This is a genomic window from Paraburkholderia phenoliruptrix, from assembly GCF_047325075.1.
GTDB lineage: Bacteria > Pseudomonadota > Gammaproteobacteria > Burkholderiales > Burkholderiaceae > Paraburkholderia > Paraburkholderia phenoliruptrix.
In genome coordinates this window covers 1,098,071-1,123,317 of sequence record NZ_CP168531.1, presented here as the reverse complement: position 1 = coordinate 1,123,317, position 25,247 = coordinate 1,098,071, and the positions used below count along the sequence as shown (strand labels likewise).

General features: G+C 65.6%; 20 protein-coding genes. 7 read left to right on the top strand and 13 right to left on the bottom strand.

Features of this window, described 5'->3' with window-relative positions:
- The first annotated feature begins 17 nt into the window (after positions 1-17).
- Genes ACEN8U_RS17210 through ACEN8U_RS17200 form a run of 3 tightly spaced genes read left to right on the top strand, consistent with a single transcriptional unit; the run spans position 18 to position 2,804 of the window.
- Positions 18-959, top strand: a complete 942-nt coding sequence (locus tag ACEN8U_RS17210) for a metal ABC transporter solute-binding protein (protein WP_015003646.1) — start codon at positions 18-20, stop codon at positions 957-959.
- Entirely contained in the window at positions 956-2,029 is a 1,074-nt protein-coding gene (locus ACEN8U_RS17205) for an ABC transporter ATP-binding protein (protein ID WP_015003647.1), read from the top strand. Before ACEN8U_RS17210 ends, ACEN8U_RS17205 begins: the two co-directional genes overlap by 4 nt.
- Positions 2,022-2,804 carry a metal ABC transporter permease gene (locus tag ACEN8U_RS17200; RefSeq protein ID WP_015003648.1) on the top strand — a complete coding sequence of 261 codons (783 nt, stop codon included), beginning with the start codon at positions 2,022-2,024 and terminating at the stop codon, positions 2,802-2,804. The genes ACEN8U_RS17205 and ACEN8U_RS17200 overlap by 8 nt, the downstream gene beginning before the upstream one ends.
- Before the next feature lie 51 nt (positions 2,805-2,855).
- On the opposite strand, the gene fghA is transcribed toward ACEN8U_RS17200, so the two are convergent.
- From fghA to ACEN8U_RS17185, 3 genes are all read right to left on the bottom strand, one after another.
- On the bottom strand, positions 2,856-3,707 hold the full coding sequence (gene fghA, locus ACEN8U_RS17195; protein WP_015003649.1) for an S-formylglutathione hydrolase: 852 nt from the start codon (positions 3,705-3,707) through the stop codon (positions 2,856-2,858).
- A 15-nt stretch (positions 3,708-3,722) separates the two neighbouring features.
- Positions 3,723-4,829 carry an S-(hydroxymethyl)glutathione dehydrogenase/class III alcohol dehydrogenase gene (locus tag ACEN8U_RS17190; RefSeq protein ID WP_413658616.1) on the bottom strand — a complete coding sequence of 369 codons (1,107 nt, stop codon included), beginning with the start codon at positions 4,827-4,829 and terminating at the stop codon, positions 3,723-3,725.
- Positions 4,830-5,005: 176 nt separating this feature from the next.
- On the bottom strand, positions 5,006-6,562 hold the full coding sequence (locus tag ACEN8U_RS17185; RefSeq protein ID WP_015003650.1) for a xylulokinase: 1,557 nt from the start codon (positions 6,560-6,562) through the stop codon (positions 5,006-5,008).
- Between the two features lie 437 nt (positions 6,563-6,999).
- Here ACEN8U_RS17185 and ACEN8U_RS17180 point away from each other — a divergent pair, with 437 nt between their 5' ends.
- Entirely contained in the window at positions 7,000-8,409 is a 1,410-nt protein-coding gene (locus ACEN8U_RS17180; protein WP_013589495.1) for a nucleobase:cation symporter-2 family protein, read from the top strand.
- 162 nt (positions 8,410-8,571) lie between these two features.
- On the opposite strand, the gene ACEN8U_RS17175 is transcribed toward ACEN8U_RS17180, so the two are convergent.
- From ACEN8U_RS17175 to ACEN8U_RS17165, 3 genes are read right to left on the bottom strand one after another with little or no spacing between them, the layout of a single operon-like run.
- Positions 8,572-10,092 carry an efflux transporter outer membrane subunit gene (locus ACEN8U_RS17175; protein ID WP_041745738.1) on the bottom strand — a complete coding sequence of 507 codons (1,521 nt, stop codon included), beginning with the start codon at positions 10,090-10,092 and terminating at the stop codon, positions 8,572-8,574.
- Between the two features lies 1 nt (position 10,093).
- Positions 10,094-13,288 (bottom strand): efflux RND transporter permease subunit, encoded by a 3,195-nt coding sequence (locus ACEN8U_RS17170; protein ID WP_015003652.1) that lies wholly within the window; start codon positions 13,286-13,288, stop codon positions 10,094-10,096.
- Positions 13,289-13,306: 18 nt separating this feature from the next.
- Positions 13,307-14,539: an efflux RND transporter periplasmic adaptor subunit gene (locus tag ACEN8U_RS17165; RefSeq protein WP_013589498.1), complete on the bottom strand. Its 1,233-nt coding sequence runs from the start codon at positions 14,537-14,539 to the stop codon at positions 13,307-13,309.
- Positions 14,540-14,977: 438 nt separating this feature from the next.
- Here ACEN8U_RS17165 and ACEN8U_RS17160 point away from each other — a divergent pair, with 438 nt between their 5' ends.
- A complete protein-coding gene (locus ACEN8U_RS17160; RefSeq protein WP_015003653.1) occupies positions 14,978-15,646 on the top strand; it encodes a TetR family transcriptional regulator in 669 nt (222 codons plus the stop codon).
- Between the two features lie 20 nt (positions 15,647-15,666).
- On the opposite strand, the gene ACEN8U_RS17155 is transcribed toward ACEN8U_RS17160, so the two are convergent.
- Positions 15,667-16,293: a cysteine hydrolase family protein gene (locus ACEN8U_RS17155; protein WP_310107204.1), complete on the bottom strand. Its 627-nt coding sequence runs from the start codon at positions 16,291-16,293 to the stop codon at positions 15,667-15,669.
- Positions 16,294-16,500: 207 nt separating this feature from the next.
- Between ACEN8U_RS17155 and ACEN8U_RS17150 the strand changes: the two genes are divergently transcribed.
- Positions 16,501-17,496 (top strand): helix-turn-helix domain-containing protein, encoded by a 996-nt coding sequence (locus ACEN8U_RS17150; RefSeq protein WP_015003655.1) that lies wholly within the window; start codon positions 16,501-16,503, stop codon positions 17,494-17,496.
- Between the two features lie 139 nt (positions 17,497-17,635).
- Here ACEN8U_RS17150 and ACEN8U_RS17145 read toward each other — a convergent pair whose 3' ends face one another.
- The 6 genes from ACEN8U_RS17145 to ACEN8U_RS17120 form a co-directional block, all read right to left on the bottom strand.
- Entirely contained in the window at positions 17,636-18,358 is a 723-nt protein-coding gene (locus ACEN8U_RS17145; protein ID WP_015003656.1) for a CoxG family protein, read from the bottom strand.
- A 31-nt stretch (positions 18,359-18,389) separates the two neighbouring features.
- On the bottom strand, positions 18,390-18,782 hold the full coding sequence (locus tag ACEN8U_RS17140) for a DUF427 domain-containing protein (RefSeq protein ID WP_013589503.1): 393 nt from the start codon (positions 18,780-18,782) through the stop codon (positions 18,390-18,392).
- A gap of 127 nt (positions 18,783-18,909) precedes the next feature.
- A complete protein-coding gene (locus ACEN8U_RS17135) occupies positions 18,910-19,407 on the bottom strand; it encodes a hypothetical protein (RefSeq protein WP_013589504.1) in 498 nt (165 codons plus the stop codon).
- A 255-nt stretch (positions 19,408-19,662) separates the two neighbouring features.
- Positions 19,663-21,171, bottom strand: coding sequence for a DegQ family serine endoprotease (locus ACEN8U_RS17130; protein WP_015003658.1), 1,509 nt, complete (start codon positions 21,169-21,171; stop codon positions 19,663-19,665).
- A 198-nt stretch (positions 21,172-21,369) separates the two neighbouring features.
- Complete coding sequence (locus ACEN8U_RS17125) at positions 21,370-22,671, bottom strand: ATP-binding protein (protein ID WP_015003659.1); 1,302 nt, start codon at positions 22,669-22,671, stop codon at positions 21,370-21,372.
- A 4-nt stretch (positions 22,672-22,675) separates the two neighbouring features.
- Positions 22,676-23,338 (bottom strand): response regulator, encoded by a 663-nt coding sequence (locus tag ACEN8U_RS17120; RefSeq protein WP_041745740.1) that lies wholly within the window; start codon positions 23,336-23,338, stop codon positions 22,676-22,678.
- 162 nt (positions 23,339-23,500) lie between these two features.
- Here ACEN8U_RS17120 and dacB point away from each other — a divergent pair, with 162 nt between their 5' ends.
- Entirely contained in the window at positions 23,501-25,201 is a 1,701-nt protein-coding gene (dacB, locus tag ACEN8U_RS17115; RefSeq protein WP_015003661.1) for a D-alanyl-D-alanine carboxypeptidase/D-alanyl-D-alanine-endopeptidase, read from the top strand.
- The last annotated feature ends 46 nt before the right edge of the window (positions 25,202-25,247 follow it).

The following is a 25,247-nucleotide window of genomic DNA, read 5'->3' as shown; positions in this document are numbered from 1 at the left end:
CTGCAGCAGGACACACAATGAAGAAGATCGTCACCATGTTGCTCCCGAAGTATGTCGCTGCAGTCACAGCCGCGTTCGCGTTAAGCCAGGCAGCGCTCGCCGGGGATGCGAAAATTCCCGTGGTGGCGGCGGAAAACTTCTACGGCGACGTGGTGCAGCAACTGGGCGGCGACCGTGTCGACGTGACGAGCATTCTCAGTAACCCGGACCAGGACCCGCACCTGTTCGAGGCGAGCGCAAAGACGGCGCGCGCGCTGCAGCATGCGAGCCTTGTGGTCTACAACGGCGCCGACTACGATCCGTGGATGGCAAAATTGCTGGCCGCATCGAAGAACGCCGAGGGCGGCAAGCGCACGACCATCGTCGCGGCCGAGCTGACCGGCAAGAAGAGCGGCGACAACCCGCATCTCTGGTACGACCTCGCGACCATGCCGAAGGTGGCGCGCGCGGTCAGCGCGGCGCTCATCGCGGCTGACCCGGCGCACAAGTCGGCGTACGATGCGAACCTCGCGAAGTTTCTCGATTCGCTGAAGCCGGTCGAAGGCAAGGTCGCCGAACTGCACGGCCGCTATGCGGGCACGCCGGTCACGGCGACTGAGCCGGTGTTCGGCTACATGTCGGACGCCATCGGGCTCACCATGCGCAACATGCGCTTCCAGATGGCGGCCATGAACGACACGGAGGCAAGCGCGTCCGACATCGCCGCGTTCGAACGCGATCTCCGCGAAAAGCGCGTGCGCGTACTGATCTATAACAGCCAGGCAACAGAGGCCCTGACAAAACGCATGTTGAATCTCGCGCAGCAATCGAAGGTGCCGACTGTGAGCGTCACCGAGACGGAGCCCGCTCACACCACCTATCAGACGTGGATGCTCGCGCAACTGGACGCGCTCGGCGCGGCACTCGGCAAACGTGGCGACGCAAACGCGGCGGCCGGCGTCAAAGGAAAGAGCCAATGAACGACACTGGCCGCAGCACGCCAGCCAATGCCTCCCTGAGCGAAGCGACACTCGCGGCAAACCGCGCGCCCGTGCTCGAACTCGATCACGTCACGCTCGAACTGGGCGAGCGCACGATCTTGCGCGATACGGGCTTCGTCGTGAATCAGGGCGAATTCGTCGGCGTGCTGGGACCGAACGGCGCGGGCAAGACCACGCTGATGCGCGCGGTGCTCGGCCTCGTGCCGGCAGCAAGCGGCACGATCCGCGTGCTGGGAGAAGCGGTGGCCCGCGGCAACCCGTCGATCGGCTATATGCCGCAAACGCGCAGCGCGCTCGCGGGGCGGCGCGTGCGCGGCCGCGATTTCGTCGCGATGGCGGCAGACGGCCACCGCTGGGGCCTGCCTCACGCGGACGCGACAACCCGCGCGGATGTCGAGCGCGTGCTCGACCTGGTGGGCGGGCGTCAACTCGCCGAACGGCCGCTGTCCGAACTGTCCGGCGGCGAGCGCCAGCGCCTTTTGCTCGCGCAATGCCTGCTCGGCAATCCGAAACTGCTGCTGCTGGATGAACCGCTGATCAGCCTGGACCCGCATCATCAGAAGAGCGTGGTGGAACTCGTACGGCGCGTGCAGCAGGAGCTTGGCATTGCCGTGCTGTTCTCCGCACACGAACTCAATCCGCTTTTGAACTCGATCGATCGCGTGCTGTATCTCGGCAGCGGCGTCGCGGCGCTCGGCACCGTCGACGAAGTCATCACGCGGCCCGTGCTGTCGCGCCTTTACGGCTCGCCGATCGACGTGATGCGCGTGAACGGCCGCATCTTCGTGATGTCGGGCGGCGTCGAAGTGGAAAAGCACGATCACGAACACGAGCACGACGAAAACGGCGGGCACGCGCATTCCCACGCTCACGCGCACGGTCATGCTCATAGCCATGCACACGGCCACTCCCACGGGCACGCTCATGGCGACGCGAACGGCGACTCGAACGGCCACGCGAATGGCCACGAGAACGGCCACGAGAATGGCCACGCCAATGAGCGCGAGCACCCGCACAACCCACGCGACGGACACAAGCACGATGTTTGAATACGACTTCATGGTGAACGCGTTTGCGGCGTCGGGAATCGTCGCCGTGCTCGCGGGCGTGGTCGGCTATTTTCTCGTGATGCGGGGACAAACCTTCGCGGGCCACGCGCTTTCGCATGTCGGCTTCACCGGTGCGACCGGCGCGGTGCTGATCGGCATTTCGCCGATCTGGGGCATGGTCGGCTTCACGCTCGCGGCAGGCGTCGGCATGGGGGCGCTCGGCGAGCGGCTCGCCGGGCGCGATGTCGCCATCGGCGTGATTCTTTCGCTGTCGCTTGGCTTCGGGCTTTTGTTTCTGCACTTCTTCACGGCCTATGCGACGCAGGTCACGGCGCTGCTGTTCGGCAACGTGCTCGGCGTGAACGAATCGACCCTGGCGGTGCTGGCGGGACTCGGCGCGGTCAGCCTGCTCGCGCTCGCGGCGATCATGCGGCCGTTGCTCTTCGCATCGCTGCAGCCGGAACTGGCCGAAGCCAAGGGCGTGTCCTTGCGGCTCGTGTCGGTGCTGTTTCTGGCGATTGCGGCGCTCGCGGTGGCCGCGTGCACGCAGATCGTCGGCGTATTGCTTGTCTTCACGCTCATGGTGGGCCCGGCCGCCGCCGCGCAAAACATGACCACGCGGCTTTGGGCCGGCCTCGTGCTCGCGGCCGGTCTGGCGCTGCTGCAAGCATGGCTCGGCGTGACGCTCGCGTTTTATACCGACTGGCCGACGAGCTTCTGGATCACGGCGCTCTCGGCGGTGGTGTACGGCGCGAGCCTGCTGAAGCGCCGCTGAAGCACACATTCGATGGCGGCCCGCACGGCGCCGCCATCGACACGATGACCCTCAGCCGAGCAGCACCTTCGCGTGATGCGCGATGTGATCCTCGATAAACGTCGAGATGAAGTAATACCCGTGGTCGTAACCCGCGTGACGGCGCAACGTCAGCGGCTGGCCCGCAGCCTCGCACGCGGCTTCGAACACGTCCGGATACAGCTGCTCGGCGAGAAACGCGTCGGCGAGTCCCTGATCGACCAGAATGCCTTCCTCGAACCTGCGCGATGCGCGCGCCACGAGCTCGCTCGCGTCGTACGCTTTCCACGCCTCGCGGTTGTCGCCCAGATAGCCGCTGAACGCCTTCTCGCCCCACGGGCAGCGCGAGGGCGCGGCAATCGGCGCGAACGCCGACACCGAGCGATAGATGTCCGGATTGCGCAGCGCCAGCATCAGCGCGCCGTGCCCGCCCATGGAATGCCCGAAGATGCCGAGCCGCGCAGCGTCCACGGGCAGTTCGGCCAGCACGGTCTCGCGCAGCTCGTCGCGCACATACGAATACATGCGATAGTGCCGCGTCCACGGCTCCTGTGTGGCATCGACGTAAAAGCCCGCACCCACGCCGAAGTCCCACGCCGCGCTCTCGCCCGGCACGCCCGCGCCGCGCGGACTCGTGTCGGGCGCGACGAGCGCCACGCCATGTTGCGCGGCAAAGCGCTGCGCGCCCGCCTTGATCGCGAAGGTCTCCTCGGTGCAGGTCAGCCCCGCGAGGTAAAACAGCGCGGGCACCTTCGCATTGGACTGCAAGGCCTGCGGCGGCAGATACACTGAAAAGCGCATCGGCAGGCCGATGGTCCGCGACTCGTGCCGGTAGAAACGCTGCACGCCGCCATGGCAGGCGTGCGACGACAATAGTTCGAGCATCGCAACGCTCCTCGCTTAGTACAGCACAACCGAGCGGATCGACTCGCCCTTCTTCATCAGATCGAAGCCCTCGTTGATGCGCTCGAGCGGCAGCCGGTGCGTGATCAGATCGTCGATGTTGATCTTGCCTTCCATGTACCAGTCGACGATCTTCGGCACATCCGTTCGGCCGCGCGCGCCGCCGAACGCGGAGCCCTTCCACTCGCGGCCCGTGACCAGCTGGAACGGACGCGTGCTGATCTCTTCGCCGGCCGCCGCCACGCCGATGATGAACGACTGCCCCCAACCCTTGTGCGTGCATTCGAGCGCCTGGCGCATCAGCTTCACATTGCCGACGCATTCGAACGAGTAATCCGCGCCGCCATCGGTCAACTGCACGATGTGGTCGACCACGTTCTCGACTTCATTCGGGTTGATGAAGTGCGTCATGCCGAACTTCTTCGCCAGTTCGACGCGGCCCGGGTTGATATCGACGCCGATGATCCTGTCGGCGCCGACCATTTTGGCGCCCTGAATCACGTTGAGGCCGATGCCGCCCAGACCGAATACGACCACGTTCGTACCTGCCTCAACCTTCGCCGAGTACACCACCGCACCGACGCCCGTCGTCACACCGCAGCCGATGTAGCAGACCTTGTCGAACGGAGCGTCTTCACGGATTTTCGCGACGGCGATCTCCGGCACGACGATGTAGTTCGAAAACGTGGACGTGCCCATGTAGTGAAAGAGCGGTTTGCCGTCCAGCGAGAAACGGGACGTAGCATCAGGCATCAGTCCCTTTCCTTGCGTCGCGCGAATCGCCTGACAGAGGTTCGTCTTGCGCGACAGACAGAACTTGCATTGCCGGCATTCGGGCGTGTAGAGCGGAATCACGTGGTCGCCCTTCTTGAGCGTGCCGACGCCCGGCCCCGTGTCGACGATCACGCCTGCGCCTTCGTGGCCGAGAATTGCCGGGAAAATGCCTTCGGGGTCCGCGCCCGAGAGCGTGTAATAGTCGGTGTGACAGATGCCGGTTGCTTTCACTTCGATCAGAACCTCGCCGGCGCGCGGGCCTTCCAGGTCGACTTCCTCGATCGTCAGCGGGGCGCCGGCTTTCCATGCGATGGCTGCTTTGGTTTTCATCGTGACTACTCCTGTGAGTCGGTGAATGCGATGGATCTTGAAGGTTGCGTGTCGAGCGTTGCACGCCGCGAAGCGCTGTGTCGCGGCATGCGGATTCTGCAGTCGAGCTGGGCTGCGCGTGCTACAGGCTAGCGCACGAAAAGCGTCATGGTATTGCAAAGTGCGTCACCGCCTTGTCAGCGCGTGACATCGCGGCCTGGTGGCTGAGCTGCTGTGGAAGCGTCGAACCATGTTTCGACGCGACCGTACAGATCGAGAAAGCGTGCATAGCGGTCGGCGAGCGCGCGGTCGCCTCGCGGGCTGGCCACAGGTGTGGCGCCGGGCGCCAGTGCGGCGAGATCGTGCACATGCCAGTGGCCGCTCGCGATACCGCCGAGAATCGCCGCGCCGCGCGGCGCCGCGTTCGGGCAATCCACCGCGTGAAGCTCCGCGCCCAACGCATCGGCGAGCAACTGGCGCCAGCGTGCATCGACGGAACCGCCTCCTGCAAGTTTCAGTGTGGTCACCGTCGCGCCGCTTGTGCGGATCGCATCGAGACCCGCGCGCAGTGAAAACGCGACGCCTTCGAATGCGGCGCGCATCATCGCGCCGCGCGTGTGATCGAGCGCGAGCCCGAGCCACCCGCCGCGCGCCGAGGGATTGAGCCACGGCGTGCGCTCGCCTGTCAGGTACGGAAGAAAGGTGAGCGGTGCGGCTGGTGTTGCGGTGGCCGCCGCGCGCGCGGTCGCGCGCAGGTTTGCCTTTGCGCTTGCGCCGGCTTGTCCGCTCGTGCCCACAGCGTGAGCCGACGGATCGCCAGGCCCCTCGCCGAACGCGTCACGATAGGCCTCTGCCCACTCGTACGACAGCCACCCGCGCGCGCGTTCGAGCGCGATGCCGACGTTTTGCATCGCGGCCATCCGATACCAGTGGTCGCTCGCCGCCCGATAGCGATGCAAGCCTCGCGCAGCCGCAGGCTCGTGCTCCGCGAGCACCACGATCTGGCCGCCGGTGCCGGTTGTGAGGAGCGCGTCGCCGTCGCGTGCAAGACCGCTGCCGAGCGCGGCGCACGGCGTGTCCGCGGCGCCGGTGGCCAACACGATGCCGGCGCGCAAACCCAAGGCCTGTGCGGCGTCTGGCGACAGCACGCCGGCGGCCGCATACGACGGCCCCGGCGGCGCCAACCACTCGTGCGGGATGCCGAGCCGCTCGAGCAGCGCCGCGTCCCACGCGCCGTCGGGATCGGCGAGCGCAGTCGCGCAGGCGTCGGATGGATCGGTGGCGACCGCGCCGCCCAGCGCGACGCGCAGCCAGTCCTTCGGCTGCAGCGCCCAGCGGGTGCGGCGCGCGGACTCCGGCTCGTGCAGCACGATCCAGCGCAGCAACGGACCGGCCATGCCCGGCGCGACCGGATTCGGCTGTGGCTCGGGCCACGCGTCGAGCAGATCGAGCGCGCGCGTGTCGGGCCACAGCATGGCGGGCCGCACCGCGTTGCCCGACGCGTCGGTCAACACCACGCCGTGCATCTGGCCCGACAAGCCAATCGCCTTGACCTCCCGGCGCAGCGCCTGCGGCAAGCGCGCCGCGGCTTCGGTAAGCGCGCGCCACCACGTTTGCACCGATGTCTCCGCCCAGCCCGCGTGCGGCGTCTCAAGCGCATAAGCGACGCTGGCGGCCGCCTGCTCGTGGCCGTCTTCATCGACGATTGCAACTTTGAGGGAACCGGTGCCGAGGTCGATGCCGAAAAAGCTCATGAGCGATAACGTGGGATGGGTTAACGCACGCAGAAGCGCGTGCCGGAGATGCGGAAAGACGTATTTTTACGCGCCGCGCGCGCTGCGCAAAGCCTCGCGGCGGCGAGCCGGAAAACCGGCCGTCGCAGGCGAATCGCGGGTTAACCCCGCCCCACGGCGCGCCGCACGAAAATCCGACTATGCGCGAGGCCGGATACACGTTATCGATTCTCACATATATCGCCGCGGCCCGGGCACGCGGCGCGGCGGCGCGCGCTGCGCGGCTGCAAGGGGCTGCCCGCCGGTGAAACCGCCGCTCGCGGCAAATTCGCGTTTCCGGGCGCACCCACCCATATCGTGACCGGGAATGCGGGAATAGGCGCCAGCGGTCTTGTTGCGCTTTTTCGTCCCCGATACCTTGGAGTCCATCCCAAAACTAGACGGTGGAGAGAGACGTTATGCAATCGAACACGGTTCACCCGTGCGACGAGCGGCTGCCCGCGGGCCAGTTGCTGACCCTCGGCATTCAGCACGTCCTGGTGATGTACGCCGGCGCCGTCGCCGTGCCGCTGATCGTGGGCGCGGCGCTCAAGCTGCCGAAAGACCAGATCGCCTTCCTGATCAGCGCGGATCTGTTCTCCTGCGGCATCGCCACGTTGATCCAGACGCTCGGCCTGTGGATCTTCGGCATCCGCCTGCCGGTGATCATGGGCTGCACCTTCGCCGCGGTCGGCCCGATGGTGGCGATCGGCACGAATCCGTCGCTCGGCATTCTGGATATCTTCGGCTCGACCATCGCCGCCGGCGTGATCGGCATTCTGCTGGCGCCCGCCGTCGGCAAGCTATTGCGCTTTTTCCCGCCGGTCGTGATCGGCGTGGTGATTTCGGTGATCGGCTTGTCGCTGATGGGCGTCGGCATCAACTGGGCGGCCGGCGGCGTCGGCAATCCCGACTACGGCAATCCGCTGTACCTCGGCCTGTCGCTGATCGTGCTGATGCTGATTCTGCTCATCAACAAGTTTGCCAAAGGTTTCCTCGCCAACATCTCGGTGCTGCTTGGCATTGTGGCGGGCTTCGTGATCGCGCTCGTGCTTGGCCGCGTCAACATGGACGGCGTCACGCACGCGCCGTGGGTCGGTTTCGTGATGCCGTTCCACTTCGGCTTGCCGCACTTCGATCCGCTTTCCATCGCGACCATGGTCACCGTGATGTTCGTCACCTTCATCGAATCGACGGGTATGTTCCTCGCGGTCGGCGACATGGTCGACCGGCCGGTCGATCAGAAAACGCTGGTGCGCGGCCTGCGCGTAGACGGACTCGGCACGCTGATCGGCGGCATCTTCAACTCGTTTCCGCATACGTCGTTTTCGCAGAACGTCGGCTTGATCGGCGTGACGGGCGTAAAGAGCCGCTTTGTCTGCGCGATGGGCGGCGTGATTCTCGTGCTGCTCGGCCTCTTTCCGAAGATGGCGCAGGTCGTCGCCTCGGTGCCGGCGTTCGTGCTGGGCGGCGCGGGCATTGTGATGTTCGGCATGGTCGCGGCGAACGGCATCAAGGTGCTGTCGAAGGTGGACTTCGTGAAGAATCACCACAACCTGTTCATCGTCGCGGTGAGTATCGGGCTCGGACTCGTGCCGGTGGTGTCGCCGCACTTCTTCTCGCGGCTGCCGGCGGCCTTGTCGCCGCTCTTGCACAGCGGGATTCTGCTGGCTTCGGTGTCCGCGGTCGTGCTGAATCTGATTTTCAACGGCGTCAAAAGCGAGAAGAAGGCGCAGTGCGACATCCGCAGGGCTGGCCATGATTTCGACGGACGCGGCGGCCAGGAACCGCAACGCGATGAGATGTTCCGCGCGGCGGATCTGCATTGAGGCTCACGGCCGGGAGCCCGCGCCGGTCGCGCGTCGGGCTTCTTTGCTGTCGCAAACCATAAACGGCCCGCCGGTCGCTGCAGTCGCAAGGTTCGGTGCAAAAAAAAACGCCACGGCATGCCGTGGCGTTTTTTGTTACGTGCTTTAGAACCGCTGCGACATTCAGCCCGCAGTGGCCGCCGAAGCTGCCGCCGGCGCACTCGCCGCGCCGTAGTCGACGGGAGCATCGGCCGGACGCGGCTGATCGCCGTTATGCTCGATCCAGCCGCCGCCAAGCGCCTGGTACAGCGTGACCAGGTTCTGCAGACGCTCCATGCGCGCAGTGATCAACGACTGCTGCGACGAGTACAGATCGGTCTGCGCCGTCAGCACCGACAGGTAGCTGTCGACGCCGTTCGTATAGCGCAGATTCGACAGATCCAGCCGGCGCTGTTGCGCGAACGTGTTGCGCTCGAGCGACTGGATCTGCTGATCGTACGTGCCGCGCGCGGCCAGCGCGTCCGCCACTTCGCGGAAGGCCGTCTGGATCGCCTTTTCATACGTGGCGATCTGGGCGTTCTTCTGGATGTTGGCGAGATCGAGGTTGGCCTTGTTCTGGCCGCCCTCGAAGATCGGCAACGTGATGGACGGCGCAAAGCTCCACGCGGCCGAGCCCGGCTTGAACAAACCGCCGAGTGTCGGGCTCAACGTGCCGAAACTGCCCGTCAGCGAGACCTTCGGGAAGAACGCCGCACGCGCCGCGCCGATATTCGCATTGGCCGCGAGCAGGTTCTCTTCGGCCTCCATGATGTCCGGACGACGCGTCAGCAGATCGGACGGCAGACCCGCCGGAATATCCGTGAGCAGGTTCTGGTCGCTCAACGTGAGGCCCGGCGGCAGATCGGCGGGCAGCGGCTCGCCGAGCAGCAGCACCAGCGCATTCTCGGCCTGAGCCCGCAAGCGCTCCTGCGACTGCAGGTTCGCGCTCGCCTGCTCGACCACGGTTTGCGCCTGGCGCAGGTCGAGTTCCGAACCCGTGCCGTTGTCGAACTGCAGCTTCGTGATGCGATACGACTCCTCGGCGGTTTTCAGCGTGCCTTGCGTGACTTTCAGCAGGTCGTCGAGTTCGAGCACCGTCAGATACTGATTCGCGACCTGCGAAACCAGCGAAATTTCCGCTGCCTTGCGCGCCTGTGCAGTGGCCAGGTATTGCGCCAATGCCTGATCCTTCAGGCTCTGAACGCGCCCGAAGAAATCGATTTCCCACGAGGCGTTCAGACCGACCGAATACGAATTCGAAATCGTATTGCCGAACACCGACAGATTTTTCGGCGTGCGCTGCTTGGTTTGCGAAGCCGCGGCGTCGAGCGTAGGGAACAGACCCGCGCGAACAATGCGGAACTGCGCCTGCGACGCCTGCATGTTCAGCACCGACACGCGCAGATCGCGGTTGTTCTTCAGCGCGATCTCGATCAGCCGCTGCATGCGTGGATCGACGAAGAAATCGCGCCAGCCGATGTCGGCCGCGGCCATGCCGTTGGCGCTGCGCGCGCCCGGCTGGGCGGCGCCCGGCTGCGCGTCGTACACACCGCCGGTCGGGAAAGTGCTCGTTACCGGCGCGGCGGGGCGCTCGTACTTCGGCGCCATCGTGCAACCGGCGGCGAACAGTGCGACCGCTACTGCAATCAAAGAGTGTTTTTGCATCTCAATGTCCGTCCTTGCCCGAGCCATTGCTGTCCGGATCATGCGGATGGTGCTGGTTGTAGTGTGCGAGCGCCACATCCGGGTCTTCCTTCTCGCCGCCGAACTTCGCGCGAATCACGACGAAGAACATCGGGATCATGAAGATCGCGAGGAAGGTCGCCGTCAACATCCCGCCGATCACGCCCGTGCCGATGGCGTGCTGGCTCGCCGAGCCGGCGCCGTTGCTGATCGCAAGCGGCATGACGCCGAGAATGAACGCGAGCGAGGTCATCAGAATCGGGCGCAGCCGCAGGCGCGCCGCTTCCAGCGCGGCCTCGATCGGCCCCATCCCTTCGCCCTGCTGCAACTCGCGCGCGAATTCCACGATCAGAATCGCGTTCTTCGCCGACAAGCCCACCGTGGTCAGCAGGCCGACCTGGAAGAACACGTCGTTTTCGAGCCCGCGCAGCGTGGCGGCGAGCAGTGCGCCGATCACGCCGAGCGGCACCACCATGATCACCGAGAACGGGATCGACCAGCTTTCATACAGCGCCGCGAGACACAGGAACACGACGAGGATCGAGATGCCGTACAGAATCGGCGCCTGCGAACCGGACTGGCGCTCCTGCAGCGACAGACCCGTCCACTCGTAGCCGATACCCGCGGGCAACTTCGCCACGAGCGCTTCCATGGCGGACATCGCCTGACCCGTCGACTTGCCGGGCGCCGCCGCACCCTGAATTTCCACCGCGGAAATACCGTTGTAACGCTCGAGCTTCGGCGAACCGTAAGTCCACTCCCCGCTGGCGAACGACGAGAACGGCACCATGCTTCCGCCCGTGTTGCGCACATACCAGGCGCTCAGGTCTTCGGGTTTCATGCGGAACGGTGCATCGCCCTGCATGTAGACCTTCTTGATCCGGCCGTCCGTATCGAGGAAGTTGTTCACGTACTGCGACGCCCACGCGATCGAGAACGTCTGGTCGATCGCTGACAACGACACGCCGAGCGCCGCCGCCTTTTCGTGGTCGATATTCACCTTGAACTGCGGCGTATCGTTCAGGCCGTTCGGACGGACCTGAGCCAGCGTCGGATCTTTCGCGGCCATGCCGAGCAGCATGTTGCGCGCTTCCATCAACTTGGCGTGGCCGACGCCCGCGCGGTCCTGCAGCTCGAAGTCGAAGCCCGCGGCCGTGCCGAGTTCAGGAATCGACGGCGGGTTCACCGGATACACCAGCGCGTTCTTGTAGCTGCCGAAGTGCATGAAGAGACGGCCCACCAGCGCCTGCACCTTTTGATCGCCGTGCTGGCGCTGCGCGTAGTCCTTCATCCGCACGAACACGAGGCCGGCATTCTGACCGCGGCCCGCGAAACTGAAGCCGTTCACCGTGAAGGTGGATTCGACGATCGCCTTTTCGCTGTTAAGCAGATAGTCGGACACGTCCTTCAGTGCGCGCGCAGTGGTTTCCTGCGTCGAGCCCGACGGCGTCTGCACGAGCACGAACATGGTGCCCTGGTCTTCGTCCGGCAGGAACGATTTCGGCAGTCGCACGAACAGCAGGCCGACCGCGACGATCACCACCATATAGATGATGAGCCAGCGGCCCGAACGCTTGATCACGTGGTGCACGCCCGAGTGGTACTTGTCGCGGCTCTTGTTGAAGGTGCGATTGAACCAGCCGAAGAAGCCCTTCTTCTCTTCGTGATGGCCTTGCGGAATCGGCTTGAGGATCGTCGCGCACAAGGCCGGCGTGAGAATCAACGCGACCAGCACCGACAGCACCATTGCCGCCACGATAGTGAGCGAGAACTGCCGGTAAATCGCGCCGACCGAGCCGCCCGAGAACGCCACCGGCACGAACACCGCCGACAGCACGAGCGCCACGCCGACGAGCGCGCCGGTAATCTGGTCCATCGCCTTGCGGGTTGCTTCGCGGGGCGATAAGCCCTCCTCCGCCATCACCCGCTCGACGTTTTCCACCACCACGATCGCGTCGTCCACCAGCAGGCCGATGGCGAGCACGAGACCGAACATGGACAGCGTGTTGATGGAAAAGCCCACCACGCTCATGATCGCGAACGTGCCGAGCAGCACCACCGGCACGGCGATCGTCGGGATCAGCGTGGCCCGCAGGTTCTGCAGGAACAGATACATCACGAGGAACACGAGCACGATGCCTTCGAGCAGCGTCTTGACCACTTCCTCGATGGACAGGCGCACGAACGGCGTGGTGTCGTACGGGTACTTCACGACGAGGCCGTGCGGGAAGTACTTCGACAGCTCGTCGATCTTCGCGCGCACCGCCTTCGCGGTGGCGAGCGCATTCGCGCCCGTGGCGAGCTGAATACCGAAGCCGGCGGTCGGCTGACCGTTGTACTTGGTGTCGAAGTTGTAGTTTTCGCCGCCCAGCTCGACGCGCGCCACGTCCTTGATGCGGACCTGCGAGCCGTCCGGATTCACCTTCAGCAGCACGTTGCCGAACTGTTCGGGTGTATTGAGCAGCGTGGCTTCCGTGATGGTCGCCTGCAACACCTGCCCCGGCACCGACGGCGTGCCGCCGAGCGAGCCGCCCGCAACCTGAACGTTCTGCGCCTGCAACGCGGTTTGCACGTCCACCGGCGTGAGGCCGAAGTTGGTGAGCTTGTTCGCGTCGAGCCAGATCCGCATCGCGTACTGCGAGCCGAACAGCGTGACCGTGCCCACGCCGTCGATACGGCTGACCGGGTCCTGCACGTTCGACGCGACGTAGTTCGCGAGGTCGTACTTGTTCATGCTGCCGTCTTCGGACACGAACGCCATGACCAGCAGGAAGCTGCTGCTCGACTTCGTGACCTTGGTGCCCAGTTGCTGCACCGCTTGCGGCAGGAGCGGCGTGGCGAGCTGCAGCTTGTTCTGCACCTGCACCTGCGCGATGTCAGGATTGGTGCCGGCCGCGAACGTCAGCGTGATGGTGGCGGTACCCGAGTCGTCCGACGTGGACGACAGGTACAGCAGGTGGTCAAGACCACTCATCGACTGCTCGATCACCTGCGTCACGGTGTTTTCCACCGTTTTCGCCGAAGCGCCCGGATAAGTCGCGCTGATCTGCACGGCCGGCGGCGCGATGGTCGGGTATTGCGCGATCGGCAATGTAAACACCGACGCGATACCCGCGAGCATCAGGATGATGGCGATCACCCATGCAAAAATCGGGCGATCAATAAAGAACTTTGCCATGTGGCGGGCTCCCTGTTATTACGCGCCCGATGCAGCGGAGGCAGGTTGAGCCGTCTGCGCACCGCCGCTGGCGGCCGGCGCGCCCGAAGCGGCTGCGCCGGAGGCAGGCGAGGCGGGAAGTTGCGCGGGAACGGCCTTGACCTGCATGCCCGGTTTCGCCTTGTCGGTGCCCTGCACGATCACGCGGTCGCCGGGTTTGAGGCCGCTTTCGACCACCCAGTTGGAACCGTACGTGCCCGACGTGACGAGCTGACGCAGGGCAACCTTGTTGTCGTCGCCGACGACGAGCGCGGTGGGCTGACCCTTCTGGTCGTGCGTGATGCCGACTTGCGGCACGACGAGCGCATTCTCGTTCACGCCTTCCTCGATCTTCGCGCGCACGAACATGCCGGGCAGCAGCACCTTGTCCTTGTTCTGGAAGATCGCGCGCACGGTGACCGAGCCCGTGCTCTGGTCGACCGTCACGTCGGTGAACTGCAGCTTGCCTTTTTCGGAGTATGTGCGGCCGTCTTCGAGGATCAGCGAAACCTTGGCGGCGTCGGGACCGTTCGTTTTCAGACGCCCTTCCTGGATCTCGCGGCGTAATTTCAGGCCGTCGAGGCTCGACTGCGTCAGATCGACATAGACCGGATCGAGCTGCTGCACGGTGGCGAGCAAGGTCGCGGCGCTCGCCTGCACATAGGCGCCCGGCGTGACTTGCGACACGCCGACCTGGCCGGTCACGGGCGAAGTCACGTCCGTATAGCCGAGGTTGATCTGCGCGGTCTCGACCGCTGCCTTACCGGCGGCGACGTCGGCCGCGGCCTGGCCTTCTGCGGCCACGGCGTTGTCGTAGTCCTGCTTGCTCACCGCGTTGGCGGCCACTAGCACCTTGTAGCGATTCGCCTGCGCCGTGGTGGACGCGAGGTTCGCCTGCGCCTTGGCGAGCGTGGCCTTCGCGTTGTTCAACGTGGCGATGTACGGCGCCGGGTCGATCTTATAGAGACGCTGACCGGCCTTGACCTGACCACCTTCGGTGAATTCGCGGCGCAGCACGATGCCGTCGACCCGCGCGCGCACTTGCGCGACGAGGAAGGCGCTGGTGCGGCCCGGCAATTCGGTGACGACAGGTACGGTAGTCGGCTGGACGGTGACGACGCCTACTTCGGGCGTCTGTTGCGGCGGGGCAGATTGTTTTGGTCCGCACGCTGCCAGCAATACGGCAGCCGTCGCGGCACTGATTAAGCGGAATGGAACCCGTTCGACGCGCATGGAGCGACCTCTGTCTATGACTGAGAATGAAAAAGTGCGCGCATCCCTACCCCGGGGACGACGGCGCACACATGCGTCTTGCGACGCTCGACCGGAAGCCCGCGGATACCTGCCTGAACTGCGAGGCACCTGGGGCGACTGCGCCAAACCGGGAAAATGCGGCACGGCGCCGCCCGTTCGGGCGCGGCGCCAAAAGCTTTTGAAAGGCAACAGTGACGGATATTAACCGGTTTTAACCGGCCGTCACGGCTTGGGCGATCCGATCGTGGGGTGCTATTATATATACATTCACGAATGGATGTAAAAGTGGGTTACTTCTCTTGCAGGCGGGGGACCGGCAAGAAAGCTTTCACGAAACACTTCACGGCAAACGGATTGTCACCGGGTGTACTTAAAAGAACCCGGGAAAACCCCACAATCACGGCAGGTCATACAAATATGGTCCGAAGAACCAAGGAAGAGGCGCTGGAGACGCGCAACAGCATTCTCGACGCGGCAGAAAGAGTGTTTTTTGAAAAAGGCGTATCGCGCACGTCCCTCGCGGACATCGCGCAGGCGGCCGGCGTCACGCGCGGCGCCATCTATTGGCACTTCTCGCACAAGAGCGACCTGTTTACGGAGATGTTCGACCGCGTGCTGCTGCCGCTCGACGAACTCAAGGCCGCATCGCTCGACCCGAACGAGCCGGATCCGCTCGGCCGTCTGATGGAAATCTGCATTGTCTGTCTGCGCGACACCGCGAACGATCCGCGCCGCCGCCGCGTGTTCGACATCCTGTTTCTGAAGTGCGAACTGGTCGAGGAAATGGGACCGGTCATGGTCCGCTATCAGACCAACATGCGTGAAGGCCTGACCAAGATTGAAGGCGGCTTGCGCAACGCGATCTCGAAAGGACAGTTGCCGGAGGACCTCGACACCAGACTGGCCGCGGCCATGGTGCATGCTTTTGTCGGCGGCTCGCTGCGCGACATGCTGTTTTTGCCGGACGCAACGGACTTTGCCGCGCTCGGCGAACGCATGGTCGAAGGCATGTTCGACGCGCTTCGGTTCAGCCCGGCGCTGCGCAAGCGCGCGCCGGGCGGGCCATATTCCACGGCGGCTGGTTAGCCGCCTGCGTCACTGCGAGTTCAGCGGTTCCTGCTGCGCGCTTTCTGATTCGACGCATAGATGTTGCCGCGCTCGAGCGGCACGCCGCTTCTGAGCGCGGCGAGCCATTCGTCGGTGCCGGCGACCGCCGCGAAGCGCGATTGCAGCACCACGCAAAAGACCCGGTGGATGTCCTCGGCGCTCGCGAAGCCCGCGCTGTTTTCATAGGGCACCGAGCCGGCCGCGTCGTGCAGGAACTCGACGGCGAGCCCAGCGTGGAGCGCGTGGTTGATCGTCGAGGCGTCGCAGTTGTGCGTCATGTAGCCGGCGACCGTGAGCGTGTCGATTTGCCGCGCGGCCAGCCAGTCCGCGAGATCTGTGCCGGTGAACGTGCTCGGCAGCGACTTCTCCACATAATGATCGCGCTCGCGCGAAGCGACCACCGGGTGCAGTTGCGCGCCCTCGCTGCCGCGCGCAAACAGCGGCGAGCCGGCGGGCGCGAAATTCTGCACGACGACGACCGGCACGCCGGCGGCGCGCGCCGCATCCATCGCCCGGCCGATGTTGGCGAGCGAGCTGTGTATGTCCGGATATTCGATCGGCAGGTCGCCGCTCACGTATTCGTTCTGCACGTCGATAACGATGAGCGCACGGCGCGGTGTGGTCATGGCGAAAGCTCCTCAGGAAGGGGTGATGTCGCGCGCCGCCGGGTTGCGGGTTCCGAAGCCCAGCCTCAGAGCGAGCCCAGACAGCGGCGATGACGCATTGTTCGCCAGCCGCGCCTTCGACAACAGCGGCCCGTTTGACAATATTCGCTAGAATCGGGCCATTGCTGTTCGCCACTGCTATCGTCGGTTTCATGAGGTGCCCGAGACATGGCCGCATCCGCAGCATCCGCCGCAAGGCCCGCGCAACCTGATTCGCACATCGTCGCCGTGGTCGCGTTCGACCGCATCAGCCCTTTTCACCTTTCGGTGCCGTGCGTGGTGTTCGGCGAAGACCGCCGCGGCGGCGGCGTGCCGCATTTCGACTTTCGCGTCTGCGCGGCCGAAAGCGGGCCGCTCACCACGACCGCCGGCTTCTCGATCGCCGTCACGCATGGCCTTGAAGCGCTCGCCGAGGCGCAGACGATCATCGTGCCGAGCTGGCGGGACCCCGACGAGCCGCCGCCGGCCGCCTTACTCGACGCGCTGCGCGCGGCCCACGCACGCGGCGCGCAACTGGTCGGCCTCTGCCTTGGCGCCTTCGTACTCGCCGCCGCCGGCATTCTCGACGACCGCCCGGCTTCGACACACTGGGCGTGGGCCGACGACTTCGCGCGCCGCTACCCGCGCGTGAGGCTCGACCGCGACGTGCTCTATGTCGACGACGGCAACGTGCTGACATCGGCGGGCACGGCAGCGGGACTCGACTGCTGTCTGCACGTGCTGCGCAAGATGTGCGGCGCCGAAGTGACGAACTTCGTCGCGCGCCGGCTGGTCGTGTCGCCGCACCGGCAAGGCGGCCAGGCGCAGTACATCCAGCAGCCGGTTCCGCCGAACGTCCGCGAAGACCGGCTCTCGGGCCTGCTCGACTGGATGCGCGGCAATCTGGACGCCCCGCATACGCTCGACAGCCTCGCCGCGCGCGCGCTGATGAGCCGCCGCACGTTCACGCGGCGCTTCAGGCTCGCCACCGGCACGACCGTCGGCGCGTGGCTGCTCGCCGAGCGACTCGGGCGTGCACAGCAGTTGCTTGAAAGCACGGATGAGTCGGTGGAGGCGATTGCGGGCATGGCCGGCTTCGGGTCGGCGGCGTCGTTGCGCCAGCATTTCGCAGATGCATTCCGCACGTCCCCCTCGGCCTGGCGGAGGGAGTTTCGCGGCGGCTGACGGCGTGGCGCGAAAGCGCGCTGCAACGCGCTTTCGTAGTCCGTCACCGCTATTTCGTAGTCGCGCCGACGCGACACTTCAGGCGCACACCGCCGCGACACTCGATCCGCACACCGACGCAACGTCGCGCGGCCCGCGCTCAGCGCTCGCTGATCCAGCGCGCCACATACAGGAGCAGCGCGACGAGAAAAATCATCGCCGCCCACGCCCAGTTCGGGACCGCATGCGGAGTCGGCTCCGGGTGCGACACGCTCGCGGCCCGCCCGCCGAGCCCGCTGCCGTGTTCGGCGCGCGTGCGCCGCGCCATGCCGCCGAGCGTGATGGGCCGCAGGAACACATGCTGACGGCGCGCCGCCGCGCCGCTCGCGCGATTCGGCCCTTGCCCGTGCTTCGCGCATACCACTGCGCTGAACTCCGTGAAGAAATCGTCGGCGAGTTGACGAAGCGCGTTTTCCAGCTGACGCGCAGGCAATTGCGCGAGCGGTCCCGAAGACGTCGCCCAGATCGTGTAGTCGATCCGGGTGCTGCGCTCCCTGCCGCCAGCGGCGCCCTCTTCCGGGCGCAGGCGCACTTCGATCTGTCCGCGCAGCGAGCCGACCCCTTCGGCGCGCGCCTTGAAGTTGATGGTGCGGCGTTCGGCGTCGGCGGGACCCGAATCCTGGCCCGCGACATGCGCGCGCGCTTCGTAATGCGCGCGCAGCGGCCCGAGCGGCACAGTCATGGTGAGCGCGTATTCGCCGTGCGAAAGGCGCGTGAACGACTCGCAGTTATCGAGGCTCGCGCGCAGCAGCGCGAGGTCTTGCAACGCGTCCCAGACATCGGACGGCGCAAGTGGAATCCGCAACGCGTCGTTCAGTTCCATCCCAGCCTCCCGATGAACACGCGGCACCGAATCAGGACGTCTGATCGATGCGGTCGACGCGCGATGAGTAAAACGCCAGATACCCTTTGATCCTGGCCGCCTGCTCGAACGGCGTCTCATAACTCCACACGGCGTTTTCGATCAGGCCGTCTTCGGTGCGCAGATGGAAGTACGACGCGTCGCCCTTGAACGGGCAATGCGTGCTGTGCGTCGAGCGTTCCAGCCGCGCCATGTTCACGTCTTCGCGCGGAAAGTAGAACACGTCGGGCAGACCGGTTTCGCTGAGCGTCAGCGCCGCGTGCGTGTCGGCCATCGTGACGCCGCCGTGAATCACGCGCACACGGTGATCGTTGCCCGTGATCGCGATGGTGTGTCCGCCGGCGGATTTCTCCGGGCTTGCGTGAGGTCTCAAGGCATCGCTCATGTCTTCGCTCCGTGAAAGTGGGCGGTCGTGCAAACAGCAAAGCCACGGGACAGGCCCGTGGCTTCATTATCTGTCAAAGTGCCCGCGATTGCGCGGCCGCCCTGCCGCCCGCGCGGCAACCTCGGGTTTACTGGGTGTTCCAGTAGAACGCAGCTTTCGCCGTGCCCTTGGCCGGGACCGTCAACGACTTCGACTGATCGCGGTCCTTGTACGACGCGTGCACGGTGTAGCGGCCGGGCCGCAGCTTGACGAGCATGTACGGTCCACGCGACGTGGTGCTCAGCACCTCGCCGTTATGGGCATCCACGATTCGCACGTGGACGTCGGCGAGATAGTCGGAGCCCGGCCCCGTGAAGCGCAGCGACAGCGGCCACTGGCTTTGCGCCTGCTGCAGCGCCTTCGACTCGTCAAGACCGACGCCGCCCGAGACGAACGACACGTCGCCTTGCTGCTGGATTTGCGGCAGACCTCCGCCATTGGCGTTGCCTGCGCTCGTCTGGTCGGTGGTCGTGCCGCCGGTGACTTCGCTCGCCTGCTGCGCGTACGCGCCGCCCACCAGACCGAGAGTGAGCGCCACGCTGGCCGCGGCGGCTACGATCTTTCGCTGAGTGCGTTGGTTTTTCATCGGTTTGCTCCTTATTGACATCCTTCGCCCGGCGCTCGCGGATGAGACCGGATTCAGAATGGTTGCAACCGGCGTGCCACGCGCGCGCTCGCCAGCCGGGCAAACCGCTGCGACGCACGCCACCTGCCGCGAAGCGCCCACCTCGCGGCTTCAGGCCTGAAACAAAAATGCCGGTCTGATTGCAGTAAGTGCAAACAGACCGGCAAGGCTTACTTCATCCGATATGTCGAATCGGCATTCGACCCGGCATGTCGATCAGCCGAGATCCACCGGCACGAAAATCTGCGCGTTATCGCGCTGGATCAGCAACGCGATGCTGTTGCCCGCGCCCGCGATCATCTGCTTCAACTGATCCACACTTGTGACGGGCCGGCCGTTGACCGCAAGAATCACGTCGCCCGGCTGGATGCCCGCGCTTTCCGCCGCGCCGCCCGACTGCTGCACGAGCAGGCCGTGCGAGATCGACGCGCTGCTCTTCTCCTCCGGCGTCAGCGGACGCACGGCGACGCCGAGACGTCCTTGCAGCTGCGTCGGCTGGTCGGCCTTGTCGGAGGCAAGCTTGCTGTCGGACAACGAACCGATCGTCACCTTGAGATCCTTCGTGCCTTTGTCGCGCCACACCTGCACCGTCGCCGTGCTGCCGGGCGCAAGACTCGCGATCTGCGACGGCAGCGCCGACGAATCCGCCACCGGCTCGCCGTTCACCGAGAGAATCACGTCGCCCGGCTGCAAGCCGGCCTTTGCGGCGGGGCCGCCCGGATCGACGGAACTGACGAGCGCGCCCTGCGGTTTCTGCATACCGAACGAGTTCGCGAGCGTCTGGTTCATGCCCTGCACCGCGACGCCGAGGCGCCCGCGGCTCACGTGGCCGGTCTTGACAATCTCGTCCTTGACCTTGATTGCCTCATTGATCGGGATTGCGAACGAAAGTCCCTGGAAGCCGCCCGTCTGCGAGTAGATCATCGAGTTGATGCCGATCACCTCGCCTTGCAGATTGAAAAGCGGTCCGCCCGAGTTGCCCGGGTTCACCGGCACGTCGGTCTGAATGAACGGCGTGTAATTTTCGTTCGGCAGCGAACGCGACTTCGCGCTGATGATGCCCGAGGTCACCGTATTGTCGAAGCCGTACGGCGAACCGATGGCGACCACCCACTGCCCGACCTTGCTGCGGCTCGGATCGCCGATCTTCACGGTGGGCAGATTGCTCGCGTCGATCTTAAGCACGGCCACGTCCGACTGCTTGTCGGCGCCGACCACTTTGGCTTTGAATTCGCGCTTGTCGGTGAGCTTCACCGTGACGACGTTTGCGCCGTCCACCACATGCGCGTTGGTCAGGATATAGCCGTCGCTGCTGACGATAAAGCCGGAGCCGAGGCTCGCGCTCGGCTGATCCGGCGCGTCGCCGCCGTCGCCGCCCTGCATGCCGGGCATGCCGCCGAAGAAGTGCTTGTAGAACTGGTAAAACGGATCGCTCGGGTCGATCGGCAACTGATTGCCGCCCATGCCGCCATTGCCGCGCAGCGCCGTGCGCTTCACCACGTGCTTCGCGCTTATGTTGACGACGGCGGGCCCGTAGGTTTCGACGAGGCCGGAGAAATCGGGAATGCCGGTTTTGGCGGCGGCTTCGGCAGGCATCATCGCGGCTTGCGCCGGCGTGATGACCTGCGGCGCGGGCACGTCGCGATGGCCCGCCACATAGCCGGCGGAAAGCGCCACGGCGACAGCGGCTGCCACAGCGCTGCGGGACAAGGTTTTCGCGTTCATTGTGTGCTCCTGACTGGAGAAAGAAACTCGGATGTCAGGAAGCGTAAGCGGCATCGCTTAAAAGAGTCTTAAGCAGCGACACATCGCAGCCGGTTGCGCTTAGATGCGTTTATGAATGCGTTTATGAATGCGTTTATGAATCCGTTTAGCCCTTATTTGAAGCGCTTTTCTGCAGAAAGCAAGTTGAAAACCTGGCACTCAGAAACGCACGGTGACCTGTAGCCCGCCCGCCGCCGATTCGTCGAGCGACACTTGCGCTTGATGCTGGGTCGCGATGCGCCGCACGATGGCAAGTCCCAAACCGCTGCCCGCCACGTCGGTGCGCACGCGATTTTCCCCGGCGCCCGCGCGATAAAAGCGGTTGAAGACGCGCTCGCGTTCGGCGGGCTCGATGCCCGGTCCGCTGTCCGCGATACGCACGACCGGATGCCCCTCTTCCACCTGCAGACTCACGTCGACGCGGCCGCCTCGCGGCGTGTATTTGGTTGCGTTGTCCACGAGATTGTTGAACATCACGCGCAACGACTCGGGGTCGCCGATCACGGTGGCCGCCTGCGTCGCCTCGATGCCGAGATCGACGCCGCGATTCTCCGCGAGCGGCGCATACGCGAGCACGCAGTCCTGCAGCAGCGCGCGCAGGTCGATGGCATCGGTCACGGCAAGGCCGTCCGGCTCGGAGCGCGCGAGTGCTAGCAACTGCTCGGCGAGGCGCGTGGCGCGCGTCACGCCGGCTTGCAGATCGGCGAGCGCTTCGCTGCGCGCGGCGTCGTCTTTCGCACGCGAGACCAGTTGCGCCTGAATCTGCACGGCGGCCAGCGGCGTACGCAACTCGTGCGCCGCGTCGGCGACGAACGCCTTCTGGATGTCGAGCGCGGTGGCGAGCCGCTGCAACAGTCCGTTGAGCGCGCGCACGAGCGGCTGCACCTCGAGCGGCAGGCGTTGATCCGGCAACGGGTCGAGCGCTTCCGGATGCCGCATGTCGAGTGCGCTCGTCACGCGCCGCAGAGGACGCAGCCCGCGTCCGATAATCACCCACACCGCGAGTCCCAGCACCGGCAGCAGCACGATCAGCGGCCACAGCGTGCGCAATGCGACGTCGGCGGCGAGGCGGTTGCGCACCGACAGCGGCTGCGCGAGCTGCACGACGTTATCGCCGACAATCGCCCCATACACGCGCCAGTCGCCGCGTTCCGTGTGTTCGGTCGAGAAGCCGAGTTCGGCGCGCGGCGCGAGCGGCGCGCGCGGCCGGGAGTAATACATCAGCACGCCGTTGCGGTTCCAGATTTGCAGCACGATGCCCTCGTCGCCCGTATCGCGCGAGCCGAGCACTTGCGAGAACGGTTCGGCGGGCAGCGCGGCGGCGATCTGCTCGAGCTGGTAATCGAACAGTTCGTTGGCTTCGGCGAGCGCCTGACGATAGATCAGCCAGCCCGCGATACCGACGCCGAGGAGCACGAGCGCCAGCAGCCAGACCAGCAATTGACGGCGGATGGATCGCATCGGCTCAGGCTTCCTTCGCGATCATGTAGCCGAGGCCGCGCACATTGCGGATCAGGTCCGCGCCGAGCTTCTTGCGCAGCGCGTGAATGTAGACCTCGACGGTATTGCTGCCGATCTCCTCGCCCCAGCCGTACATTTTTTCCTCGAGCTGACTCTTCGACAGCACTGCGCCCGGCCGCGCGAGCAGCGCCTCGAGCAGCGCGAACTCGCGCGCGGACAGGGCGACCGGCGCGCCGTCGAGCGTCACCTGATGCGACGCGGGATCAAGCGTGAGATTGCCGTGGCGGATCGTCGAATCGCTGCGGCCCGCCTGGCGGCGGATCAGCGCCCGCATGCGGGCGCCCAGTTCGTCGAGATCGAAAGGCTTGACGAGGTAATCGTCCGCGCCGGCGTCAAGGCCTTTCACGCGGTCGGCCACCGCGTCGCGCGCAGTCACGATCAGCACCGGCAACGCGTGGCCCCGCGCGCGCAAGGTGCGCAACACGTCGAGGCCGTCGCGCTTCGGCAAGCCCAGGTCGAGCAGCACGAGATCGTACGGCTGGTTCGCGGCCGCGCTGAGCGCCGCTTCGCCGTCTTCCACCCAGTCGACCGCGAAGCCTTCGCCGCGCAGCGCCTTGCGCACGCCTTCGGCGATCATCCGGTCGTCTTCGACTAGCAAGATGCGCATGGTCACGTTTCCTCAACATTCGATGATGCCGCATTCTAGCGCCCGCCCCGCGATGCGCGCCGTGTGGCGCTTTTTTCACCGCAGGCCGGCGGCATGTCACTACAATGGGCGCTTTGCGTCGCGCGCCCTCCACGCCCTGACATTTCGCTTTCTCGCCCGTTCATGACGCACGCTTTCCTGTCTTCCGTCGCACGCCGTCTCCGTCACGCGGCGCAGCGTTCGCGCTTCACTTCCGCTGTCATCGCTTCCTCAACCGACGCTGGTATTCCGGCGCTGTCGCCGCGCCGCCGCGCGCCGCGCGCGAACGCATGGCTGCTCGTGGGCGCCGCGCTCGCCGGCGCCGCGTCGCTGCCGCTGGCCGCCGAGGCGCGCGGCCGGACCACGCATCCGAGTGTCAACGTCAGCACCGTGCTGCCGCAGTCGGTCATGACCGGCTTGCAGCGCGCGCACGTGCCCTTGTCGTCGATCAGCGTGGTCGTCGAGAAAGTCGGCGACCGCACGCCGATCATTGCGTTGAACGCCGCCAAGCCGATGATGCCCGCGTCGACGATGAAGCTCGTCACCACCTACGCGGGCCTCTCGATTCTCGGTCCGGACTACCGCTGGCGCACGAGCGCCTATGCCGACGGCACGCTCGACGCCAACGGCGTGCTGCACGGCAATCTGTACATTCAGGGCACCGGCGACCCGAAGCTCGTGCCCGAGGAACTGATCGACCTCGTGGAGAAGATCCACAAGGCGGGCATTCGCGGCCTGGACGGCGCGCTGGTGCTCGACAAGCGCTACTTCGACCCGTCGACGCGCGACCTGCCCGCCTTCGACGACGACGTCACCGCGCCGTACAACGTCGGCCCCGATCCGCTGCTGTACGCGTTCAAGTCGCTGTCGTTCACGCTGACGCCTGCATCGGACGGCACCATTGCAATCGAGGTGCTGCCCGCCCTCGCGCAACTGCAGATCGACAATCAGCTGCGCGCGGTCAACGGCCCTTGCCGCGGCGAAGCGGCGTCCGTCTCGCCCACCGTGACGCCCACGCCGAACGGCACGGTCGTCGCCTCCTTCGCGGGCGACTACTCGGTGCGCTGCGGCCCGCGCACGGTCAACGTGGCGGTGCTCGATCACTCGGCATTTTTTGCGGGCGGCTTTCTCGCGCTGTGGCAGCAGACCGGCGGCACCTTCAACGGCACGACGCGCGAAGGCGCCGTGCCGGTCGGCGCGAAACTGGTGGCCACGCATCAGGGGCCGCTGCTGGCGGACATCGTTCGCGACATCAACAAGTTCAGCAACAACACGATGGCGCGCAACCTGTTCCTGTCGATCGGCGCGGCCGAAGAGAAGCCGCCCGCGACGCCCGCCAAATCGGCCCGCGCGATCGAGGCGTTCTTGCGCCGCGACAGCATCGAGATGCAATACCTGTCGCTCGACAACGGCTCGGGGCTTTCGCGCGACGAGCATCTCACGGCGCTCTCGCTCGCCGATCTGCTGCAGCGGGCCAACGCAAGCCCGGTCGCCCAGGTGTTCGTGCAGTCGCTGCCGATTGCGGGCGTCGACGGCACCATGCGCAACCGGCTCACCAACCAGGGCGCGGGCGGCAACGCGCAGATCAAGACCGGCACGCTGCGCGACGTGCGGGCCATCGCGGGCTACGTGGCATCCGCGGACGGCAACAGCTATGTCGTGGTGAGCTTCATCAACGATCCGCATTCGGAAGCCGCGCGCGCCGCGCACGACGCGCTGCTCGAATGGGTCTATCAAGGACCGACCGCGGGCTTCAGCCGGGTATCCGCGCCCGCGGCCGAACCGGCAAGCGCGACGCCGCGCGGCAAACCGAGGAAAAACCCGCGCAGGCACGACGCCCATTGAGGATTCCTTCTAGCGAAGGCCGCGCGCGGCAGGCGCTTAACCGTGT

Bases quoted from the DNA above. Each gene is read 5' to 3' on its own strand.
- ACEN8U_RS17210 (WP_015003646.1), top strand. From the start codon at position 18: ATGAAGAAGATCGTCACCATGTTGCTCCCGAAGTATGTCGCTGCAGTC.
- ACEN8U_RS17205 (WP_015003647.1), top strand. From the start codon at position 956: ATGAACGACACTGGCCGCAGCACGCCAGCCAATGCCTCCCTGAGCGAA.
- ACEN8U_RS17200 (WP_015003648.1), top strand. From the start codon at position 2,022: ATGTTTGAATACGACTTCATGGTGAACGCGTTTGCGGCGTCGGGAATC.
- fghA (WP_015003649.1), bottom strand. From the start codon at position 3,707: ATGCTCGAACTATTGTCGTCGCACGCCTGCCATGGCGGCGTGCAGCGT.
- ACEN8U_RS17190 (WP_413658616.1), bottom strand. From the start codon at position 4,829: ATGAAAACCAAAGCAGCCATCGCATGGAAAGCCGGCGCCCCGCTGACG.
- ACEN8U_RS17185 (WP_015003650.1), bottom strand. From the start codon at position 6,562: ATGAGCTTTTTCGGCATCGACCTCGGCACCGGTTCCCTCAAAGTTGCA.
- ACEN8U_RS17180 (WP_013589495.1), top strand. From the start codon at position 7,000: ATGCAATCGAACACGGTTCACCCGTGCGACGAGCGGCTGCCCGCGGGC.
- ACEN8U_RS17175 (WP_041745738.1), bottom strand. From the start codon at position 10,092: ATGCAAAAACACTCTTTGATTGCAGTAGCGGTCGCACTGTTCGCCGCC.
- ACEN8U_RS17170 (WP_015003652.1), bottom strand. From the start codon at position 13,288: ATGGCAAAGTTCTTTATTGATCGCCCGATTTTTGCATGGGTGATCGCC.
- ACEN8U_RS17165 (WP_013589498.1), bottom strand. From the start codon at position 14,539: ATGCGCGTCGAACGGGTTCCATTCCGCTTAATCAGTGCCGCGACGGCT.
- ACEN8U_RS17160 (WP_015003653.1), top strand. From the start codon at position 14,978: ATGGTCCGAAGAACCAAGGAAGAGGCGCTGGAGACGCGCAACAGCATT.
- ACEN8U_RS17155 (WP_310107204.1), bottom strand. From the start codon at position 16,293: ATGACCACACCGCGCCGTGCGCTCATCGTTATCGACGTGCAGAACGAA.
- ACEN8U_RS17150 (WP_015003655.1), top strand. From the start codon at position 16,501: ATGGCCGCATCCGCAGCATCCGCCGCAAGGCCCGCGCAACCTGATTCG.
- ACEN8U_RS17145 (WP_015003656.1), bottom strand. From the start codon at position 18,358: ATGGAACTGAACGACGCGTTGCGGATTCCACTTGCGCCGTCCGATGTC.
- ACEN8U_RS17140 (WP_013589503.1), bottom strand. From the start codon at position 18,782: ATGAGCGATGCCTTGAGACCTCACGCAAGCCCGGAGAAATCCGCCGGC.
- ACEN8U_RS17135 (WP_013589504.1), bottom strand. From the start codon at position 19,407: ATGAAAAACCAACGCACTCAGCGAAAGATCGTAGCCGCCGCGGCCAGC.
- ACEN8U_RS17130 (WP_015003658.1), bottom strand. From the start codon at position 21,171: ATGAACGCGAAAACCTTGTCCCGCAGCGCTGTGGCAGCCGCTGTCGCC.
- ACEN8U_RS17125 (WP_015003659.1), bottom strand. From the start codon at position 22,671: ATGCGATCCATCCGCCGTCAATTGCTGGTCTGGCTGCTGGCGCTCGTG.
- ACEN8U_RS17120 (WP_041745740.1), bottom strand. From the start codon at position 23,338: ATGCGCATCTTGCTAGTCGAAGACGACCGGATGATCGCCGAAGGCGTG.
- dacB (WP_015003661.1), top strand. From the start codon at position 23,501: ATGACGCACGCTTTCCTGTCTTCCGTCGCACGCCGTCTCCGTCACGCG.